Annotated in this window: 17 protein-coding genes; 6 read left to right on the forward strand and 11 right to left on the reverse strand. The window is 71.5% G+C overall.

Going from position 1 to position 17,370, the window contains the following annotated elements:
- Positions 1 to 64: 64 nt before the first annotated feature.
- The 4 genes from ACWEN6_RS07100 to ACWEN6_RS07115 all read right to left on the reverse strand — a co-directional run bounded on the left by ACWEN6_RS07100 (position 65) and on the right by ACWEN6_RS07115 (position 5,602).
- On the reverse strand, positions 65 to 784 hold the full coding sequence (locus tag ACWEN6_RS07100) for a type II secretion system F family protein (protein WP_452569362.1): 720 nt from the start codon (positions 782 to 784) through the stop codon (positions 65 to 67).
- 66 nt (positions 785 to 850) lie between these two features.
- Complete coding sequence (locus ACWEN6_RS07105; RefSeq protein WP_452569363.1) at positions 851 to 2,008, reverse strand: TadA family conjugal transfer-associated ATPase; 1,158 nt, start codon at positions 2,006 to 2,008, stop codon at positions 851 to 853.
- A 166-nt stretch (positions 2,009 to 2,174) separates the two neighbouring features.
- Positions 2,175 to 3,215 carry a septum site-determining protein Ssd gene (ssd, locus tag ACWEN6_RS07110; protein ID WP_354837673.1) on the reverse strand — a complete coding sequence of 347 codons (1,041 nt, stop codon included), beginning with the start codon at positions 3,213 to 3,215 and terminating at the stop codon, positions 2,175 to 2,177.
- A gap of 1,457 nt (positions 3,216 to 4,672) precedes the next feature.
- The gene (locus tag ACWEN6_RS07115; RefSeq protein WP_452569364.1) at positions 4,673 to 5,602 is read right to left on the reverse strand and encodes an oxidoreductase; all 930 of its coding nucleotides are present in this window, start codon (positions 5,600 to 5,602) and stop codon (positions 4,673 to 4,675) included.
- 407 nt (positions 5,603 to 6,009) lie between these two features.
- On the opposite strand from ACWEN6_RS07115, the gene acs reads away from it, so the two are divergent.
- From acs to ACWEN6_RS07135, 4 genes are all read left to right on the forward strand, one after another.
- Positions 6,010 to 7,986 (forward strand): acetate--CoA ligase, encoded by a 1,977-nt coding sequence (gene acs, locus ACWEN6_RS07120; RefSeq protein WP_452569365.1) that lies wholly within the window; start codon positions 6,010 to 6,012, stop codon positions 7,984 to 7,986.
- A 391-nt stretch (positions 7,987 to 8,377) separates the two neighbouring features.
- Positions 8,378 to 8,974 carry a phage holin family protein gene (locus tag ACWEN6_RS07125; protein WP_452569366.1) on the forward strand — a complete coding sequence of 199 codons (597 nt, stop codon included), beginning with the start codon at positions 8,378 to 8,380 and terminating at the stop codon, positions 8,972 to 8,974.
- 8 nt (positions 8,975 to 8,982) lie between these two features.
- Entirely contained in the window at positions 8,983 to 9,909 is a 927-nt protein-coding gene (locus ACWEN6_RS07130) for an alpha/beta fold hydrolase (RefSeq protein WP_452569367.1), read from the forward strand.
- Between the two features lie 44 nt (positions 9,910 to 9,953).
- The gene (locus ACWEN6_RS07135) at positions 9,954 to 10,559 is read left to right on the forward strand and encodes a DUF309 domain-containing protein (protein WP_452569368.1); all 606 of its coding nucleotides are present in this window, start codon (positions 9,954 to 9,956) and stop codon (positions 10,557 to 10,559) included.
- Positions 10,560 to 10,586: 27 nt separating this feature from the next.
- Here ACWEN6_RS07135 and ACWEN6_RS07140 read toward each other — a convergent pair whose 3' ends face one another.
- A complete protein-coding gene (locus tag ACWEN6_RS07140; protein WP_354837661.1) occupies positions 10,587 to 11,777 on the reverse strand; it encodes a MarP family serine protease in 1,191 nt (396 codons plus the stop codon).
- A 61-nt stretch (positions 11,778 to 11,838) separates the two neighbouring features.
- Between ACWEN6_RS07140 and ACWEN6_RS07145 the strand changes: the two genes are divergently transcribed.
- Positions 11,839 to 12,486, forward strand: coding sequence for a HEAT repeat domain-containing protein (locus ACWEN6_RS07145; protein ID WP_452569369.1), 648 nt, complete (start codon positions 11,839 to 11,841; stop codon positions 12,484 to 12,486).
- 63 nt (positions 12,487 to 12,549) lie between these two features.
- Here the strand turns inward: ACWEN6_RS07145 and ACWEN6_RS07150 are convergent, their stop codons facing one another.
- Together ACWEN6_RS07150 and nth are read right to left on the reverse strand one after the other, a co-directional pair.
- Entirely contained in the window at positions 12,550 to 13,197 is a 648-nt protein-coding gene (locus ACWEN6_RS07150; protein WP_354837657.1) for an NUDIX hydrolase, read from the reverse strand.
- 78 nt (positions 13,198 to 13,275) lie between these two features.
- Positions 13,276 to 13,998, reverse strand: coding sequence for an endonuclease III (gene nth, locus ACWEN6_RS07155; RefSeq protein ID WP_452569370.1), 723 nt, complete (start codon positions 13,996 to 13,998; stop codon positions 13,276 to 13,278).
- Between the two features lie 127 nt (positions 13,999 to 14,125).
- Between nth and ACWEN6_RS07160 the strand changes: the two genes are divergently transcribed.
- Positions 14,126 to 14,806 carry a Crp/Fnr family transcriptional regulator gene (locus ACWEN6_RS07160; RefSeq protein WP_354923040.1) on the forward strand — a complete coding sequence of 227 codons (681 nt, stop codon included), beginning with the start codon at positions 14,126 to 14,128 and terminating at the stop codon, positions 14,804 to 14,806.
- 160 nt (positions 14,807 to 14,966) lie between these two features.
- Here ACWEN6_RS07160 and ACWEN6_RS07165 read toward each other — a convergent pair whose 3' ends face one another.
- The 4 genes from ACWEN6_RS07165 to ACWEN6_RS07180 form a co-directional block, all read right to left on the reverse strand.
- Entirely contained in the window at positions 14,967 to 15,773 is an 807-nt protein-coding gene (locus ACWEN6_RS07165) for an MBL fold metallo-hydrolase (protein ID WP_452569371.1), read from the reverse strand.
- Complete coding sequence (locus tag ACWEN6_RS07170) at positions 15,770 to 16,663, reverse strand: NUDIX hydrolase (protein ID WP_452569372.1); 894 nt, start codon at positions 16,661 to 16,663, stop codon at positions 15,770 to 15,772. The genes ACWEN6_RS07165 and ACWEN6_RS07170 overlap by 4 nt, the downstream gene beginning before the upstream one ends.
- Before the next feature lie 72 nt (positions 16,664 to 16,735).
- Complete coding sequence (locus tag ACWEN6_RS07175) at positions 16,736 to 17,197, reverse strand: RidA family protein (RefSeq protein WP_354837647.1); 462 nt, start codon at positions 17,195 to 17,197, stop codon at positions 16,736 to 16,738.
- Entirely contained in the window at positions 17,194 to 17,349 is a 156-nt protein-coding gene (locus ACWEN6_RS07180; protein ID WP_248962398.1) for a DUF4177 domain-containing protein, read from the reverse strand. The genes ACWEN6_RS07175 and ACWEN6_RS07180 overlap by 4 nt, the downstream gene beginning before the upstream one ends.
- Positions 17,350 to 17,370 lie beyond the last annotated feature (21 nt).

A 17,370-nucleotide genomic window follows, 5' to 3' on the forward strand; every position in this document is an offset into this window, starting at 1 on the left:
ATCTTCCAATGATCATCATTAGTCGTACAGCCGTCGCGTGGACACGCGTCTGTCTGGTTCACGGTCATGTGCCCCGCTCTTGGGCGTGGGAGACGAGCCGGTTCATCCACCACAGGCCCGCGACGTCCAGCAGCCCACCGGCGCCGAGACACGCCACGCCTGCCGGGCCACCGAGTAAGAAGTCCAGCGGACGCAGCCCCAGCCCGGCCGCGAGCAGGATTCCGAGCAGGGGGAGCCCCGCGAGCAGCCGAGCGGTGGAACGGGGCCCGGCCAGTTGGGCCGTGACCTCAGAACGGTGAGCCTCGGCCTCCCGCAGAGAGCAGCCCACCCTTTCCACCAGAGCGGTCAACCCCGCGCCCGACGTCTGGCTGACGCGCCAGCAGGCCGCGAGGCGCACCAGACCTTCTCCACCGTGATCAGGAGCGGCTCGCTCGAGGGCCGAGGCCACGTCACCACCGTCGCGGGCTATGGCGACGACAGGACGAAGGGAGGTGGGATCGGGCAGGACGAGACAGGACACCGCCCGCGCCAGCGCGTCTCCCGGCGGCCGCCCCGTCGCCAGCTCGGCGACCAGAGCTTGGCTGAGTTCGATCGAGGACCTCCTCCATGCGGCGGCCTGCCGTACGGGACTTCGCCGGAGGGCGACACGCGACAATCGGGCGATGCTCGCCCATCGCGCCTGGTCTCGAGGACGCGTCAAGGCGAGCAGCCGAACGGTCGCGGCATCAGGGCTCGTCCAGACCCCCACTGCCACGGCGATCAAAACGACGGCGACCACGAGCATCGAACATCTCCTCCTGCTCGCCGCCCAGAAGGGCTCGGAACTCGGCGGCGGGGCGGGAGAACGGGGTCATTGGAGGACATGAGGAGCGCGGGCGAGGAGGGTGGGCAGGGCCGGGCCGTGTTGGGGTGGACCGTTGGCGGGGAACGTGAGGGCGGGGACGACGCGGACGAGGCCCGATGACTCGCGTTCCATGAGGCATATCTCGGCGACTCTGCGGCGTCCGCCACCGGCGTCGCGGACGAGGTGGATCACGGCGTCGAGGGCCGCGGCGATCTGGCTGTGGACGGCCTCCCTCGAAAGCCCGGCGGCACAGGCGAGCGCTTCCAGCCGGGCGGGCACATCGGCGGGGTTGTTCGCGTGCAGAGTTCCACAACCACCGTCGTGGCCGGTGTTGAGCGCGGCAAGGAGGTCGACGACCTCAGCGCCGCGCACCTCTCCTACGACCAAGCGGTCCGGGCGCATGCGAAGGGCCTGCCGGACCAGGTCGCGGAGGCCTACGCCGCCGGCCCCTTCCAGGTTGGCCGGCCTGGTCTCCAGCCGGACGACATGCGGGTGGATCGGCCGCAGCTCCGAGGAGTCCTCGACGAGGATCAACCGCTCGCCAGGATGAGCCAGGGAAAGCATTTCGGACAAGAGTGTGGTTTTTCCAGTACCGGTTCCACCCGTCACGAGGAAGGCCAGCCGGGAGACCACGATCGCGCGCACCGCCGCAGCCCCAGGGCCTGGCACCAGTTCTTCCAGGGTGAAGGACCTGCGGGGCGGGAGCCGGAGGGACAGGCACGTGCCGTCGGAGGCCACCGGCGGCAGGATCGCGTGCAGGCGTACGCCGCCCGGCAGACGGGCGTCGACGTAGGGGCAGGCGTCGTCCAGGCGCCTGCCCGCGGCTGCGGCCAGCCTCTGGGCGAGCCTGCGCACCTCGTCGTCGCCGGGGAAGACGACCGAGGTGCGCCGCAGGCCGTCACCGGCGTCGATCCAGACGTTACGAGCGCCGTTGACCAGCACATCGGTGACCTCCGGCTCGGCCAGCAAGGGCTCGAGCGGCCCGGCGCCGATGAGATCGGCCCTCAGAGCACGGGCGACCTCGAGGACCTCGGCGTCCCCCAGCACCGCGTGCTCGGCCCGGAGCGCGGCGGCCACCTGGGCGGCCGAGGGCTGGGCGCCCGTGCGGGCGAGACGCACCCGGACGGCCTCGACCAGGTCAGGGGACACCACCAGACGATTCATCGGCGGGTGTCCGCGGCCAGGGAGGGCGTGACGGGCGTGGGCGGCTGAGGGGTGGACGGGATGGGGCGAGAAATAGACGGGGTGGAGCGAATCGGCCGGGTGGGGCGAATCGACCCGGTGGGGTGAACGGGCCGGGTGGAGTGAACGGACCGGGTGGGGTGAGGGGTCATCGGGGCTCCAGGGTGGTGAGGAAGTCGGCGCAGAAGCGGCCGAGAGGAGTGCGGTCGCCGAGGGGTGGGGCATCGCCGCGGTTGAGAACGTCGGCGAGGCCGCGCTGGTCTTCGAGTACCCCGACACAGGACACGCCGAGGGATCGGGTGATCACCTCGGGGAGCAGGACGCCGTCGCGCGCCACGACTCCGATGTCCGAGGTGTGCCGGCTTATCTCGATCAGGAGTTGGGAGGCGGAAAGCACGCCTCGCACGTCCGCGGGCACGAGCAGCAGGGTGGACCCCGCTCGCGAGAGCGCCTCGCCCGCCGCGGGCCCGACATGTCGCGGGAGGTCGACGACGATGAGATCGCACCCTCTGTGCGCGGCCTCGAGGACGGCCCGCATGGCCTCCGCGGGGATGGGTGGGGACTCTCCGCGATGCCACGACAGCACGGTGAGCTCGCCCATCGTCGGCAGGGCGGCTTGCAGGGCCGTGAAGCTCACCCGGCCCTCACGCTCGACGATGTCGGGCCATCGTGCGCCGATGGCGTGCTCTTGACCGAGGATGACGTCGATGCCGCCGCCGAGCGGGTCGGCGTCCACGAGGAGCGTGCGCATGCCACGTCGCGCTCCGGTGAGGGCCAGGGAAGCCGCCAGCACGCTGGCGCCGGCGCCGCCGCTGCCGCCGATGACGCAGACCGTCTCACCGGCCCTGATCACCGGCTCTGACGCCTCGGCGAACTCGTCCACCAGTCGCCGCTCGGCCTGCGGCAATTCCAGAACCGCCTTGGCGCCCACGGCCACGCATCGTCGCCAGACGGCGGGATCGTCGCACGCCCTGGTCACGAGCAGCACGCCCTGCCGCTGCGGTGGCCCCGTCGCGGCCAGGGCGTCGGCCGCGTCCGCCCCCACGACGACGAGCGGGGCGCGCTGCCAGTAAGGCCGGGCATGCGTCGCGGCGTGCGCGACGTCGATCTCCACACCGGCGGCGGCCGCGACCCGCAGGAGATCGTCCAGCAGATCCTGATCTTCGGTGATCACCAGTGGGCGGGGCATGGGGGTGGCCTCCCTGTCGTCTGAGGCCACCACCTTCCAGGACCGGCCACATCGCTCATGGGAGCGAACGGCGTTCTGTGGATAACCCTCTGGCCTGCGAGCGAGACGGGACGGAAGAAGCCCAGACCGGCGGCCCGGCCGCCGTGGATGACAGCCGGCGGTGGGCGAGGCACGTGTCTACGGGACAAGGATCAGCAAGCAACTCGAAGCGGCTGCACGGGACGCCCTGCGACGGACGCCCTGCGGCGGACGCCCTGCGAACCGCTGACAGGAGCGGTGAAGGCATCCGGCGGCGTCCAGCGGCATGCGATGGCGCCACGCGATGGCCGCCACCCAATGGCACCACGCGATGGCGATGCCGGGATGCCCATCGGGGGCGCCTGGCCACCCCGCGCTGTCGGTGCGGGCCGGCGGCACCGGTAGGTGCTCCTGCCGTCCTGAGGCGGTGGAGGCGGGGGTGCGCGGTGGCGAAAGAGGGAGCCGGGTCGCCCGGGGGAAGCTCTGCGCGGCGGCAGGGATGGAGGAGAAAAGGGCGACCCCCGCCGGGGGGGGAGAGCGGGGGTCGCCAACCGGTCCGGCTCCGGGGGGGTAGAGCCGGTCCCGTTTTAGAAGAAAGCTTTCATCGCCGACCACAGCGTGGCAAGGGACTGCAAAAATCTTACCCAGGAACCAACGCCACAGTCATGTGGACACCAACGTATGGTGCCCGATGAACTCAAGTTCCGTCGAGGAGCAATCTCTGATTTCCGCGAGTTTTTTTCCGCCGTAGCGGATCGGCTACTACAAGTATGCGAAAAACGTCCCGAGAGAGACCGATCACGGGCGGTGATCGAAAGGCCTTCACATCCGGCTGTCAGGATCTTCGGGACGGCGCGGCGAGCCCCGTTCGCGGCATGCTCGGATACGCGCCGGTTCGGCGCCCGGACAAGCGAAGGTCGGTAAAGGTCTTGCTCCAAGGGGTTCCCATCAGGCGGGATTCGACGTAGAAAGGTTGCACGGACTGAGTGTTCGAGTGCGACCACCGGGTACCCACGCGCGACCAGCCGCGGGAGGCGCGTCGAGACGGGCTTGACCCGCTACGACGATTTGAGGTGCACGCTTGGTAACCCGGTGTGGCGCACTGGCGGCGGCGTCCCAGACCAGGGGCGCCGTTCGCTTCTGTCCGGAGCCGTATCCCCCCCGCCGTACCGACCGTAAAACCTCGCCCGTCTTGTTCGTTTCAGCGCAAGAATTTCACCGGTTCGGGCAGACGAGGAAGATTTTTTCGCTCAACCTCGTCGATTCTCGTAGGATCTCGCGGTAGTCGCGGCGATCTCCAGCCGGCCGTCCCAGGCCGGCGATCCGCGTCTCGCGAGCCGCGTCCGGCCGGCCGCGCGGCGGAGCCCGTCTGGTGATCTGGATCCGGTGCACCTGACCCCCATCACGGCTCGGGCGAGGCGATGCGACACCGGTGAGGCTCAGCCTCGTTGCAGGGCCTCGCAGATGGCCGTGGCCTCGCGGGCGCCGACCTCCACGGCGGCGGCACAGTGCCGCACCCAGGCCGCCACGCCCTTGCCGGTGCCCTTGAGGTAGCCCCGCAGGCTCTCGGCGTACGCGTCCGCGAGGTCGTGGTGCCCGACCTCGACCGCCACCAGCGACTTGGGGTCCAGCCCGAACTCCACGAGTGTGAGCCGCTCGGCCGCACGCGCCACCAGGCCGTCCGCGGTTCCGAAGGGCCGGACCGCGGCCAGCTCGGCGTGCACGACGGCGGCCAGCACCAGCGCCGGGGCCCTGGTCGGCGTCGTGATCAACGTGACCAGCGAGGTGAGACGCGCGGCCGCGGCCGCGGCGCCGGGAGCCGGGCCGATACCGAGGACGTCCGTGACCGAGCCCGGACGGTCCACGTCAGCGGCGTCATCGGCATCGGCGCCGGGACCCGGGACGACCGCGCCGGCGGCGTCAGGGTGAGTGCGGCCGGCAGCCTGCCCGTCGCGGTGCGCGCCGGGATCGGTCGCCGCCCGGGTGCCGGAGGAGGCGTCCGTACGCGGGCGGCCGAGCAGCGGGTCCGGGATGAGGCCGACGGCGGCCAGCGCGTGAAGGCGGGCGAGGACCTGCCGCGGCGCCGTTCTCCAGGTGGCGCCCAGGCGTCCGATCTCGGCGGACGCGCGCAGCGCCCCTGCCGCGACGAGGGAGTCCGCCCCGCCCGACCGCAGCGTCTCCAGCGCGACGTCGGCGCCTTCGAGCGCGGCGGAGGCGCGCGCGCCGCGCAGGGCGGACTCCGCGGACACCTCGGGGCCGCGGCGGCGCAGCACGCGATGCCCGTACAGCCGGTCGACGGCCGACCGGGCGCTCTGGACGGCGTCCGGGACGCCGGGCAGCCCGGCGATGACAGCCAGTGGGTCGCTCACGCCTCCCGACCCTACCGGCGAGTACGATGCGGGCGTACGGCGGTGAAGGTCAACGGCAGGTCAAGGGGAGTTCATGTCGCGCCCGGCGGAGCGGGCGGAGGTTCACGACGTCGTCAATGGCGCCCCCGGTGCGCGCCGCCGTCGAATGGGGGTGCCGTTCGGCGCGTGGTTCACACCGTTCAACGAGCATGCCGCGAATGGGCCTTCTGTGCTCTCCACTTTTATTGTTGGATATCATTTCCACAACGAATCCGCAGCTTTTGTGACCGCATGTAAAGCCCGTTGTGAACCACGGTGGAGGTGTCCGCCGGCGGGCTTCGCCGGTCCGTCCCCCCTTGTCCCGCCACCTCGGGACTGGTGAAGTGGGACCCAGCCCAATCGAGCCAGGCCATGTGAAGGAGTACGTTGTGGCCCCGGAAACCCCTGGTCGCGAGACCCAGGAGACTCTGTCGAACCTGCTGCACGAGAGCCGGCGCTTCGCGCCGCCGGCGGACCTCGCCTCGTCTGCGAACGTGACGGCCGACGCCTACGACGAGGCGGCGAACGACCGTCTCGGCTTCTGGGAGCGGGCGGCCGACCGGCTGAGTTGGGGGCGGCGCTGGGAGACGACCCTCGAGTGGAATCCTCCCTTCGCCAAGTGGTTCCTGGGCGGCACGCTGAACGTCGCCTACAACTGCGTCGACCGGCACGTCGAGGCCGGCCGCGGTGACAAGGTCGCCTACCACTGGGAGGGCGAACCGGACGGCGACACGCGCACGCTGACCTACGCCGACCTGCTGCGCGAGGTGAGCAAGGCGGCCAACGCCCTGACCGAGCTGGGCGTCGGCAAGGGCGACCGCGTTGCGATCTACATGCCGATGATCCCCGAGCTGCCGATCGCGATGCTCGCGTGCGCGCGCATCGGCGCGGTCCACTCGGTGGTCTTCGGCGGCTTCTCGGCCACGGCGCTCAGCGGGCGCATCCAGGACGCCGACGCCAAGCTGGTCATCACCGCCGACGGCGGTTACCGTCGCGGGGCGCCGAGTGCGCTCAAGCCCACCGTGGACGAGGCCGTCGCCGAGTGCCCGGGCATCGAGCACGTGCTCGTCGTGCGCCGGACGGGCCAGGACGTCCAGGTGACCGACAAGGACATCTGGTGGCATGACATCGTCGACCGCCAGAGCGACGAGCACGAGCCGGCGCAGCACGACGCCGAGGACCCTTTGTACATCCTTTACACCAGCGGCACGACCGGGAAGCCGAAGGGCATCCTGCACACCACGGGCGGCTATCTCACGCAGACGGCCTGGACCCATCACGCGGTGTTCGACCTGAAGCCCGAGTCCGACATCTACTGGTGCACGGCGGACATCGGCTGGGTGACCGGACACTCCTACATCGTGTACGGCCCGCTCGCCAACGGCGCGACCAGCGTGATCTACGAGGGCACCCCCGACACTCCGCACAGGGGCCGCTTCTGGGAAATCGTGCAGAAGTACGGCGTGACGATCCTCTACACCGCGCCCACCGCGATCCGCACGTTCATGAAGTGGGGCGACGACATCCCCGCCAAGTACGACATGTCGTCCCTGCGCGTCCTGGGGTCCGTCGGCGAGCCGATCAACCCCGAGGCCTACGTCTGGTACCGCGAGCACATCGGCGCCGACCGCTGCCCGGTCGTGGACACCTGGTGGCAGACCGAGACCGGCGCCATCATGATCAGCCCGCTGCCCGGTGTGACCTCCGGCAAGCCCGGCGCCGCCATGCGGCCGCTGCCGGGCGTGGTGGCCGACGTCGTTGACGACCAGGCCCAGTCGGTGCCGGACGGCGGGGGCGGGTTCCTGGTGATCCGTGAGCCGTGGCCGTCGATGCTCCGCGGCATCTGGGGTGACGAGAAGCGCTACGTCGACACCTACTGGTCCCGCTTCGAGGGGATGTACTTCCCCGGGGACGGCGCCAAGCGCGACGAGGACGGCGACCTGTGGCTGCTCGGCCGGGTCGACGACGTCATGCTGGTGTCCGGTCACAACATCTCCACCACCGAGGTGGAGTCGGCGCTGGTGTCCCACCCCAAGGTGGCCGAGGCGGCGGTCGTGGGCGCCACGGACCCGATCACCGGCCAGGCCATCGTGGCGTTCGTCATCCTGCGCGGCAGCGCGGAGGAGAGCGCCGACATCGCCAAGGAGCTGCGCGACCACGTGGCCAAGGCGCTCGGGCCGATCGCCAAGCCGCGTCAGATCATGGTCGTCCCCGAGCTTCCCAAGACCCGGTCCGGCAAGATCATGCGCCGCCTGCTCCGCGACGTGGCGGAGAACCGCAGCATCGGCGACGTCACCACCCTGGCCGACAGCTCGGTGATGAAGCTGATCTCCGAGAAGCTGCCGTCCACGTCGAGCGAGGACTGATCGGCGGTCCGAGGTCCACGGAACGCCCATCGTCCACGGATGATCGCCCCAAGGGTGCGGATCGATCAGGTCGCGCAGACCGCCGGTCCGCACCCGCGGCGTTCCAGGCCGGAAGGCCGCCGGGCCGCACCCGGGGCGTTCCGCGGCGTTCGGGGGCCCGAAGGCCACTGGATCAGGCCCACGGTGGGCCGGGCCGCGGCGCCCGCGAGGTCATGCGGCCTCCTGATCGGGGAAGCACCCGGCATGTTCGATACCGCGGGGGGTTCGCGCGCACGGGCGAGTCCGATGCGGCGAACACGGGCGAGTCCGATGCGGCGAACCGGACGGCGAGGCGGGACGATGAACATCACGCAGGATGAATGTGACCGCAACATCCGATAGGAGAGCAGACATGGCCGCTCCGCCCGAGGAGGAATCGCTCGGCGCACTCGTCGCCCAGGCGAGCCACCACATCTCGACCCTGGTCCGCTCGGAGATCGAGCTGGCGAAGGCCGAGCTCAAGTTCGACGCCAAACGGGTCGGCACGGCGGCCGGGCTGTTCGGTGTGGCCGCCTTCATGCTGCATCTGTGCCTGATCCTCGCCTCGTTCGCGATCGCTTACGGGCTGGTGCAGCTCGGGATGATGCAGTGGCTGGCGTTCACGATCGTGACGGTGTTCTACCTCGTCGTGGCGCTGCTGCTCGCCTTCGTCGGCTACCGCAGGCTCAAGGGCCTCACCGGCATGAAACGCACCGCGCGGAGCCTGAAGGGCCTCAAGGACGTCGCCAGGCCCGACGGGGACGATGCCGCCGTCCCGCCTGCCTCCCCTTCCCGGCCGGTGCCCGAGCCGTACCGCGGCCCGACGGCGGGCGAGGTGGGCCACCACCGCGTGCCGCTGGCCGGCTCGTCGGCCGCGGCGTCCGGCGGCCCGGCGGGGACGTCCACCGGGTCCTCGGGCGGCCCGGCCGCCGGCGACCTCGACGCCGGGCGCACGAGCCCGAACCCGTGAGTCCGGCCATGAGCGCACGTCCCGACGAGTCGCTGGCCCGCATCCCCGGGCCCTGGACCCATCGTTCCGTCCACGCGGGCAACGGCATGTTCCATGTCGTGGAGGCCGGCGAGGGGCCGCTGGTGCTGTTGCTGCACGGCTTCCCGCAGTTCTGGTGGACCTGGCGGCACCAGCTGGAGTCCCTGGCCGGGGCCGGGTACCGGGCCGTCGCGGTGGACCTGCGGGGGTACGGCGCCAGCGACAAGCCGCCCCGGGGGTACGACCTGCCCTCGCTCGCCGGGAGCATGGCCGGGCTGATCCGCGCGCTCGGCGAGACGTGCGCCGTGGTCGTCGGCCACGACTGGGGCGGCCTGGTGGCGTGGACCATGGGCGCGACCGACCCGAAGGTCGTGCACCGTCTGGTCACCGTGTCCGCCCCGCACCCGCTGCGGCTGCGCCAGGCCGTCCTCGGCAACCCGTTCGGGCGGCCCAAGGCCGGCAGGCACCTTCTGGGGTACCAGCTTCCCTTGCTTCCGGAGCGGCGGCTGACCAAGCACGGCGCCGCGCAGGTGGGGCGGCTGCTCGACGCGTGGTCGGGTCCCGGCGGGTTGCGGGAGGAGGTCACGGCGACCTACCGCGACGCCTTCAGCATCCCCACGGTGGCCCACTGCGCCCTTGAGTACCACCGCTGGTTCGTCCGCTCCCAGCTGCGGCCGGACGGCATGCGTTATCGCAAGCTCATGCGCACCGAGCTGGAGATGCCGACGCTGCAGCTCCATGGCGCGCTCGACACCTGCATGCCGCCGCGCACCGCGCAGGGGTCGAGCCGGTACGTCGCCGCGCCGTACCGCTGGCGGCTGCTGGAGGGTGTGGGACATTTCCCGCACGAGGAGCGTCCTGAGCAGTTCGACGCCGAGCTGCTGGGCTGGCTGGGGGACCCCGAACCCGACAGATAACGATATTTCGTACTGTGGGGTCATAAACCCAGGAGGGACGGACGGTGAGCGGCCACCAGACGGGACAGAACGACCACCACACGGGCCCGCACGCCCACACGGACGCGGACGCGCGAGAGACGACTCCGGCCGACCGCGACGCGGGCGCGGCGGGACGGGACAGGGATCCGGCGGGACGGCCGCGCAACGCCCGGCCGCGTGACGCGCTGGGCCGCCCGCTCCCCAAGGGCGCGCCGGGCGTGGAGCGCGTCCCTGACGACTACGCCCCGGACGCCGGACGGGCCGTCGCCGACGCCCTCGCCTACCTGGTGGAGGAGCGCCCGTTCCACGCCCACGAGGTGCTGGAGGCGCGCTGGAAGACCGGTCCGCAGGACGAGCGCGAGCTGTGGCAGGGGCTGGCCCAGATCTGCGTCGGTCTGACCCACCTCCAGCGGGGCAACACCCGGGGCGCGGCCACGCTGCTCGACCGCGGCGCCGACCGGCTCGCCCGGTACGACGCCGGGACCGCCGCCACGCACCGTCGTCCTGTCGACCTCACCGCGGCGGTGCGCGCCGCCCGCGAACTCACCGAGCATCCGGCGACCCCTGCGGCCGAGGCCATCGCCCAGGTCGCGGACGCCTTCAGAGCCTCTCCCGCCGACCGGCCCTGACAGATGCCCGGCCTCGCGCCGGGGAGGTCAGTCGCAGTCCTGGGTGTCGACGCGGGCGACCGAGGCGCTGCCCTCGTCGGCGTCGGGACGCACCTCGGCGGCGGTCAGCGCGTATCCGGTGTCCGGCTGGTCGGTCGCCGCCGCGAAGATCACGCCGTAGACCTGGCCGGTCGGGGTGAGCAGCGGACCGCCGGAGTTGCCCGGCTGCACCAGCCCCCGGATGGCGTACACCTCGCGAGTGACGGTCTTGCGCGAGTAGATGTCGGAGGCCTTCGCGTTCTGCTTGACGCGGATGCGGGCCGGCCGAGTCGTGAAGCCCTTGCCCTTCGGGAAACCGGCGATGATCGCGTCGTCCTGGCCCTCGGCGGTGAAGTCGAACTTCAGCGGCGGGACGTCCAGGTCGGGGACGTACAGGATGGCGATGTCCCGGTCGGGGTTGTACAGCACGACCTGGGCGTCGTGCCTGATGCGGTTCTCGTCGGTGACCCGCAGCTCCTGGGTGACACCGGCGACCACGTGCGCGTTGGTCATGATGCGGTGCGGGGCGAAGACGAAGCCGGTGCCCTCGATGAGCTTGCGGCAGGCGGGAGCCGTCCCCTGCACCTTGACGATCGCCCGGCGGGCCCGCTGGAGCTGCGGGCCGCGCACCACGCTGGCGTCCGGCGGCGGCACATCGACGAACGTGCCGCCGCCGATGGCGTTGAACACCTGCGGGAACTCGGAGTTGTCGACGAACTCCTTGAAGGAGAGCTGCCACTCCTTGGCCTTCTCGGGCATCGCCGCGTCGACGGTCCGCAGGAGCAGCGAGCCGTTGGTCTGCTGGTTGAGCCACGGAAAGGGCGCGACGGAGAGCAGCGAGCCGATCAGCCAGGCGATGATCAGGACCGACAGCGCGCTGGTGAAGGTGCCGCCGAGTGCGTCCACGGTGCGGGCGGGCTCCCAGGTGACGTGGCTGCGGACGACCGCGCCGATCGTCGAGGAGGCGAACTGGCCGATCACCGCACCGAGAAAGACGATCACTATGGCGAGCAGGGCCTGCTCGGTGGAGGCGCTCACGACGGCGTGCGCGATCGGCGGCGCGATCAACACCCCGAGGACACCCCCGCCGACGAAGCCGAGGAAGCTGAAAGCCCCGATGATGAACCCCTGCCGATAGCCGGACACGGCAAAGGCGATCACGAGAACAATCAGGATGAAATCGAGGAGATCGCCGCTCACGCCTCAACGGTATCCAGCGCGGCCACGAGCCGTGCACTCGTTGGCTCGATATCGTTGCGGCATGGTATCGATCGGGGGGTCGAACGACGGGCGAGCGGACGGGCGCCCCGCCACGGGCGCCACCGTGCCCGACGGCAGGCCGCAATCCTGGGTCCGCAACCTCCGCTGGATGCGCGCGGACGCGGGCGTGTCTCCGGAGCTGGCGAAACTCGGCGTCGATGAGCTGATCGCCCTCGCTTTGGAGGACGACGACCCTGACGGCCCCCGTAGGTGGAAGGCCGTGGACGCGCTGCACGCGCGAGGCGATCTGGAGACCTTCACCGAGGCCCGGCGGCTGTGCGCGAGCGATTCCCGCGTCGAGCGCGTGCTGGGCGTGGACATCCTGGGCGAGCTGGGCACTCCGCTGCGGCCCTTCGTCGACAAGACGCTGTCGGTCCTGCGTTACCTGGCCGCCTCGGACGACGATGTCCGCGTGCTCCACGCCGTGCTGATCGCGTTCGGGCACCTGCGGGACGGACGAGCCCTCCCGTCGGTCATCGAGTTGTCCACGCATCCGGACGCGACCGTCCGCTACGGCGCGGCGTACGCGTTGTCGCACGTCGTCGGCCGTCCACCGGACCCGGCCGGGCTCGCGGCGCTCCGCCGGCTCGCCACCGACCCCGACGAGGACGTCGCCGACTGGGCGGCGCTGGGCCTCATCCTGCCGTGATCGTCGCCATCCTGCCGTGGTCGTCGCCGCTCCCGCTGGGACGGCCCGCAGAGGCCGGCCGGCCTAGCGGCGGGCGAGGCGGAGCATCTCGGGGGGCAGTTCCTCGACGCGGCCGCCGTCCCAGGGACGCTCGAACCCGGTGGCGGCCAGCAGGTCGTTCAGAATGCCCGCCGTGAACCCCCACACCAGCATTCCGCGCACCTTGAACGCGGGCCCCGCGAAGCCGCCGGGCAGGCGCAGCCGCAGCCGGTTGCCCGGGTCGACCAGTTCGGCGATGGGCACGCGTGCCACGGCGTCGACCTCGTCCGGGGAGGCCGCGTGGACGGCGCAGGGCGTGTGCCACCAGCCGAGCACGGGGGTGACCCTGTTGTCGCTCCGCCAGACGTAGAGCTCGGGAAGCGTGCCGACCACCTGCACGCCGCCGGGTTCCAGACCGGTCTCCTCCTGCGCCTCGCGCAGCGCCGCGCCGACCGGGCCGCCGTCGCCCGGGTCCACGCCCCCGCCGGGGAACGCGGGCTGGCCGGCGTGGTTGCGCCCCTTCGCGCTGCGCTGGATCAGCAGGACGTCGGGGCCGAGCGCCGACTCCCCGAACAACAGCAGGACGGCCGCGGCACGCCCTCCGACGGCCGGCGGGCGCAACGCCGCGGGAACGGGGTGGTGGACGGCGTTCGCCGCGAGATCGTTCAACCAGCCGGGCACGGGAGCAGTCATGCCATACCTCCTTGCGGGGAGCAACATCGGCCGCATGCGGCAGCTTCCCGCTTCCCGTGCGAAACCTCGGAACCGGGCCTAGGAGAACGGGCCGGGGCGGACGAGCTTGGCCGCCTGCTCCGGATCGGTGGGGCCCTCGCCGAAGGACGGGCAGAGGCTCGCCAGCGGGCACACGCCGCACGCGGGCTTGCGGGCGTGGCAGATGCGGCGCCCGTGCCAGATCAGATAGTGCGACATGTCGGTCCACTGGCTCTTGGGGATCAGCTCGCCGACCGCGTACTCGATCTTCACCGGGTCGGTCTCGGTGGTCCACTGGAAGCGCCGGGTGAGGCGCTGGAAGTGGGTGTCGACCGTGATGCCGGGCACGTCGAAGGCGTTGCCGAGGACCACGTTGGCGGTCTTCCTGCCGACTCCGGGCAGTGTGACCAGGTCTTTCAGCTTGCCGGGCACCTCGCCGCCGTAGCGGTCGCAGACGGCCTGTGCCATGCCGAGGATGCTGTTGGCCTTGGCGCGGAAGAACCCTGTCGACCGGATGATCTCTTCGAGTTCGGCCCGGTCGGCACCGGCATAGTCGGCTGCGGACCTGTATTTGGCAAAGAGTACTGGAGTAACCATATTGACCCGTTTGTCCGTACACTGCGCTGAGAGGATCGTCGCGACCAGCAGCTCGAGCGGGTTGCCGAAGTCGAGTTCGCAGTGGGCGTCGGGATAGGTTTCCGCCAGGATTCGAGTCATCCGTCGGGCTCGGCGTACCAGGGCGAGCCGGGACTCCCCGGCGGAGGTCACTTTGCGGGGCACCACGTCAGCCTACGCGGACGGGCTCCATGCGACCCCCTTGATGCAGTACGTCACAATGTCTAGCAGCGAGCGCGATCCCCAAGTGTGGCGCGCTGTCGTGGTGGCGCGGCCACTGGACGAGGAGGGCACCGTGAATACCGACGACGTGCTAGGTAAGGCCCCTTTGTTCGCCGCGCTCGACCGCGAGAGCGCCGCCGCGCTCCGCACGGGCATCTCCGAGGTCGAGCTTCACAAGGGGCAGACCCTCTTCAGCGAGGGCGAAACGGGTGATCGGCTCTACGTCGTGCTGGACGGAAAGATCAAACTGATCCGCACCGCGCCCGACGGCCGCGAGAACCTGCTCAGCGTGCTCGGCCCGAGCGAGATGTTCGGCGAGCTCTCGCTGTTCGACCCCCGGCCCCGCACGGCGAGCGCCATCGCCCTGACCGACGTCCGGCTGGCCGGGTTAGGGCATGACGACCTGCGCCCCTGGCTCACCGGACGGCCCGAGGTCGCCCTGCACCTGCTCCGCGCCCTCGCCCAGCGGCTGCGCCGCACCAACGACGTGATGGCCGACCTGGTGTTCACCGACGTGCCCGGCCGCGTCGGCAAGGCGCTGCTCGACCTCGCCGAGCGGTTCGGCCAGCGCACCGAGGATGGCCTGCGGGTCCACCACGACCTCACCCAGGAGGAGCTGGCGCAGTACGTGGGCGCCTCCCGCGAGACCGTGAACAAGGCCCTGGCCGACTTCGCGCAGCGTGGCTGGCTCCGCATCGAGGCCAAGGCCGTCGTCATCATGGACGCCGACCGCCTCCAGGCCCGCTCGAGGTAACCGCGAGAACGCTCGGCCCACCCCACCGGGCCCCAGCGGCAGCCCCGGCCAACCCCGGGCGCCGCAAGGGGTGATCGGCGACGGACGGACTGGGCGGCTCCAGGGATCATCGCGACAGAGACCGGGCGAACCGGGCGATGCAGGCCGACCGGGCGATCGGCTACTGGGGTTCCAGCGCTTCCAGGTACGACAGTTGCGCGCGCACCGACATCTCGGCCGCCAGCCACAGGCTCTCGGGGACCTCCGCGTAGACGACCCGCACGATCTCCTCCGGTGTCCGGGCGCCCTCGCGGCGCGCCCGCCGGATCTGGTCCAGGCGCTCACGCCGGTGGGCGATGTAGCCGTCCAGGGCGGTGACCGGCTCGGGGAGCAGCGGCCCGTGGCCGGGCAGCAGCGCCCGTGCCGCCACGATCTCGGCGCCAGCCCGCAGGCGGTCGAGACTGCGCAGGTAGTCGCCCAGGTCGCCGTCAGGGGCGATCACGGTGGTGCCGCGGCCGAGGACGGTGTCCCCGGTCAGCATGGCCGCGTCGGCGGGCAGCCAGAAGCACAGGGAGTCGAACGAGTGGCCCGGCGTGCCGATCACCCGCAGTTCCAGATCGCCGGCCGTGACGACGTCGCCGTCACCGAGCCCCTCGTCCCCCAGAACGTGCCGGGGATCGAGCGCGCGGACCCGCGCGCCCACCATCTCGGCGAACCGGCGGGCGCCGCCGCTGTGGTCCTCGTGGCCGTGCGTGAGCAGGATGGCCTCGACCCGCCGCCCGGCGAGGTGACCGGCCACCCGCCGCAGGTGTGCCTCGTCGTCCGGGCCTGGGTCCACGACAAGGACGCCGGGCGCGCCCGGCTCGGCGATGACCCAGGTGTTGGTGCCGTCGAGCGTCATGGGAGAGGCGTTGGGCGCCAGGACGTTGGTGGCCCGCGCCGTGCCGGCCCCGTCCAGCCCGTCCACGGGGATTGGGAGACCGCTCATGGCAAACGATAATCCTCATCCGGTATGACCAGCCACATCTCGCCGTCCACCTCGGCGGCCCGCGGCTGGAAGGTCACGATCTCGCGCTCGCAGGCCAGGACGGCCTCCACCTCGGCGTAGTCGGACATCTCGGTCAACGTGCGGAAGGTCGGCGGCATCAGCAGGATCTCGCCGTTCCTGGCCCGCTCGATCGCCCCGGCCGGGCGCAGCCACGCGACCTCGTCGGCCTCGCCCCCCACGTCGCGGGTGCGCTGACCGGGCGGCATCGCGGCCACGAAGAAGCGGGTGTCGAACCTCTTGTGCTCGACGTCCGGCGTGATCCAGTGGGCCCAGGGCCGCAGCAGATCGGCGCGCAGGACCAGGCTCCGCTTGTTCAGGAACTCCGCGAGCGACAGGCGCCGATCGATCAGCGCCTCGCGGTCGGCCTCCCAGTCGTCGCCGGTGGTGTCGGCGACCACCGTGTCGGGGCTGGGCCCGGCCAGCAGCACCCCGGACTCCTCGAAGGTCTCGCGCACGGCCGCGCAGACCAGGCCCCGCGCGGTCGTGGTGTCGGCGCCGAACAGCCGGCCCCATGTCTCGGGCGCCGGACCGGCCCAGGCCACGGCCTGGTCGGCGTCACGCGGATCCACCGACCCACCGGGGAAGACGTACGCCCCCGCCGCGAACGCCATGCTCGCCGCCCGCCGCAGCATGTAGACCTCGACCCCACCGGCCGAACCCGCCCCGACCGGACCGCCCACCCCATCGGTGGACGAACCACCGGCGGGCGGGCCGCCGGGGCGGAGGAGGACGACGGTGGCGGCGTCCCTGGCGGGCACCGGGGCGAGCCGCCCGGACAGGATCGCACGGGCGCGCTCGCCGAGCGCTCCAGGGAGCGGGATGCCGTTCATGCCACCTCCGTGGTACGCGGCCGGCTCCATGGCCCAACCGAACGGAACTCGGCCGGACCATGGTGACACGGGCTATCGGACTTCGGCGATGAGCTCCACCTCGACCGGGACGTCCAGCGGGAGAGCGGCGACTCCGACGGCGCTGCGCGCGTGGACGCCCGCGTCGCCGAAGACCTCGCCGAACAGCTCACTGGCCCCGTTGACGACCTTGGGCTGGTCGGTGAAGCCGGGGGCGCTCGCCACGAAGCCGACGACCTTGACGATGCGCACGATGTTCCCCAGCCCGCCCGCGGCCTGCGCCGCGGCCGCGATGCCGTTGAGCGCGCACACCCTCGCCTGCCGCTTGGCCTCCTCGAGCGTCACCTCGGCGCCGACCTTGCCCGTGGCGCCCAGCTTGCCGTCCTCCAGCGGGATCTGCCCCGAGACGTACACATAGTCGCCCGTGCGGACGGCGGGCACGTACGCGGCCAGCGGCTTGACGACCTCGGGCAGGGTGAGCCCGAGCTCCTTCAGACGCTCCTCGGGCGTGCTCATGCCTTCTCCCGCTTCATATAGGCGACGAGCTGCTCCGGGTTGGGACCCGGGATGACGGTGACGAGCTCCCAGCCGTCCTGCCCCCAGTTGTCGAGGATCTGCTTGGTGGCATGGGTCAGCAGAGGGACCGTCGCATATTCGTAGCGCTTCATGGTGGCACTGTAGACGGGCCG

This window comes from Sphaerisporangium sp. NPDC004334, assembly GCF_053602655.1.

Excerpts from the sequence above, each read along its gene's own strand:
- ACWEN6_RS07100 (WP_452569362.1), bottom strand. The coding sequence starts at position 784 with ATGCTCGTGGTCGCCGTCGTTTTGATCGCCGTGGCAGTGGGGGTCTGG.
- ACWEN6_RS07105 (WP_452569363.1), bottom strand. The coding sequence starts at position 2,008 with ATGAATCGTCTGGTGGTGTCCCCTGACCTGGTCGAGGCCGTCCGGGTG.
- ssd (WP_354837673.1), bottom strand. The coding sequence starts at position 3,215 with ATGCCCCGCCCACTGGTGATCACCGAAGATCAGGATCTGCTGGACGAT.
- ACWEN6_RS07125 (WP_452569366.1), top strand. The coding sequence starts at position 8,378 with ATGGCCGCTCCGCCCGAGGAGGAATCGCTCGGCGCACTCGTCGCCCAG.
- ACWEN6_RS07130 (WP_452569367.1), top strand. The coding sequence starts at position 8,983 with ATGAGCGCACGTCCCGACGAGTCGCTGGCCCGCATCCCCGGGCCCTGG.
- ACWEN6_RS07145 (WP_452569369.1), top strand. The coding sequence starts at position 11,839 with ATGGTATCGATCGGGGGGTCGAACGACGGGCGAGCGGACGGGCGCCCC.
- ACWEN6_RS07150 (WP_354837657.1), bottom strand. The coding sequence starts at position 13,197 with ATGACTGCTCCCGTGCCCGGCTGGTTGAACGATCTCGCGGCGAACGCC.
- ACWEN6_RS07165 (WP_452569371.1), bottom strand. The coding sequence starts at position 15,773 with ATGAGCGGTCTCCCAATCCCCGTGGACGGGCTGGACGGGGCCGGCACG.
- ACWEN6_RS07170 (WP_452569372.1), bottom strand. The coding sequence starts at position 16,663 with ATGAACGGCATCCCGCTCCCTGGAGCGCTCGGCGAGCGCGCCCGTGCG.
- ACWEN6_RS07175 (WP_354837647.1), bottom strand. The coding sequence starts at position 17,197 with ATGAGCACGCCCGAGGAGCGTCTGAAGGAGCTCGGGCTCACCCTGCCC.
- ACWEN6_RS07180 (WP_248962398.1), bottom strand. The coding sequence starts at position 17,349 with ATGAAGCGCTACGAATATGCGACGGTCCCTCTGCTGACCCATGCCACC.